Source organism: Mesorhizobium sp. M5C.F.Ca.IN.020.29.1.1, assembly GCF_003997375.1.
GTDB lineage: Bacteria > Pseudomonadota > Alphaproteobacteria > Rhizobiales > Rhizobiaceae > Mesorhizobium > Mesorhizobium wenxiniae.
Genome location: NZ_RZSW01000848.1, coordinates 1 through 1,871, shown reverse-complemented (window position 1 = coordinate 1,871; position 1,871 = coordinate 1). Strand labels below are relative to the sequence as shown.

The 1,871-nt window shown below is 62.9% G+C and carries 1 protein-coding gene; it reads right to left on the bottom strand.

Annotated features, from left to right (window positions below; all coding sequences use genetic code 11):
* Window positions 1-24 precede the first annotated feature (24 nt).
* Window positions 25-1,871, bottom strand: a 1,847-nt coding sequence (locus EOA85_RS34230) for a BTAD domain-containing putative transcriptional regulator (RefSeq protein WP_127212632.1), incomplete at its 5' end; no start/stop codon positions are given.

Below are 1,871 nucleotides of genomic sequence, written 5' to 3'. Positions count from 1 at the left end.
CCACCATTTCAGGAGACACGGGCCTTAGTCCGGCAGGCCCGCCTTGCGAAGGCCCTCGATATATCTGCTGCGATCGTCCGGTCGATGAAACGGCGGCAGCACCTCGGCGAGACTCGAAAGCCGCAGCGAGGGATCGAACGCGCACAGCCGGGCCATCATTTGCTGCGCTTCCAAAAGCCGCCCCGCCAGGGCATGACCTACGGCCGCAACGCGCATGGCGCTTGCGTAGTTCGGCTGGGATCGCAACGAGCTTTCTGCCCATTCGACAGCGTCATCGTAGCGGCCAGCACAGAAGTGAGCGAGCCCCGTGCAGAACTGCCAGGCGAACAGACGCGGATCCAGTGGACTCAGGCGCATGGCGCCCGCAGCGTGTTCGACGGCCCTGTCCGGCTCACCAAAGCAGGCTCTCACCCAGCTGCTTAGGCCCCAGGCAGCCGCTAAATTCGGATTGAGAACGAGCGCGCGATCGATGCAGACCGCACTGTTCTTGAGTTCGCCCCCAACATAACCAAGGACGTATCCACCATGGGAAAGTGCGATCGCATCGTCCCTGTCGAGTTCGACCGCTCGCCTCGCCAACCGGACGGCTTCTGCGACCTCTTCCGCGCGATCGACCATCCAGCCATTGCTCTTTCGAGTGGCGTAGCATCGCGCAGCCCGCGCGTAAGCTGCGGCAAACTCCGGGTCACGGGCGATCGCTGCCTTGAACAGTTGCAACGCTTCGTCGATAGCCGTTTGATCGTTGACCGTCCGGTCAAAGACTGCGAGCCCGCGGAGGTAGTAGTCATAAGCGTCGAGGCTTTCTGTCGGCTTGCGTTTGGCACGCTCGATCTCAGCCTCCTCCACCTTCGGTGTGATTGCGCCGACTATGCTCGAGGCGACCTGGTCCTGCAGATCGAACACCTCGGCGAGCGTTCCGTCAAAACGATCGGCCCAGAGATAGGCCCCCGTCGAGGTGTCGATGAGCTGTCCGGCGATGCGCAGGCGGTCACTCGCCCGGCGCACACTTCCCTCGACCACATAGCGCACGCCCAGTTCACGCCCGACCTGCTTTATGTCTATGGACCGCCCCTTGTAGGCAAAGCTCGAATTCCGTGCGACTACGAACAGGTGGCGGAAGTGAGCCAGGGCGGTGACGATGTCTTCCACCATGCCGTCGGCAAAATATTCCTGCTCGACATCACCGCTTAGGTTCTGGAATGGCAGCACTGCAATTGATGGCTGGTCGTCGTGTCTCGCTTGGACTGCCCGCATTTGCGCCGGCGCCGCGACGCCAGAGCTTGGCCCCGGCCGCTGATGTCCAGTTCGTTCGCGGGACTGCAGAGAAGCCGCCAGTGAGCTTGTCTGCGCCTCCGGCTCCGCATCCAGCTGCTTTTTCAGGGCAGTTCGACAAAGCTCGAACTGGCGCAAGGCCGCGTTTTCGTGACCGCGATGCGCGTGGATCCGGATCAGCGCCCGATGGGCGGCCTCGGCGGTAGGATCTGAGGCGAGCAATCTCTCTGCCAGGCCCTCGCAGGCTGTCTCTTCCGCAGAGCCGGGTATGGGCAGCGCGAGGCTCAGCCGATCCACCAACTGCAGCGCCTTGCGCTGATACCTGTTCAGATAGGGTCCAAACCACTCATCCAGTTCCTCAGGAATGGCTTCCCCTGCGAGCACCCCACCGCGGTAGAGGTCGGCGGCGAAGGCGAGATCGGTCGCCCGGCCCTCCTCCAGTTTCCGGTCGAAGATCGAAATGTCCGCTTCATCCGGGCCGGCAAACAGCGCGACGGCTTCGTGATCCCCGTCGATGTAGACGGCGGCATCTTTGCTGGTCGGGAACGAGCGCCGGATGTCGACCAGTGCTTGCCGCAAACTGTTGCGCGCCTGGCCAT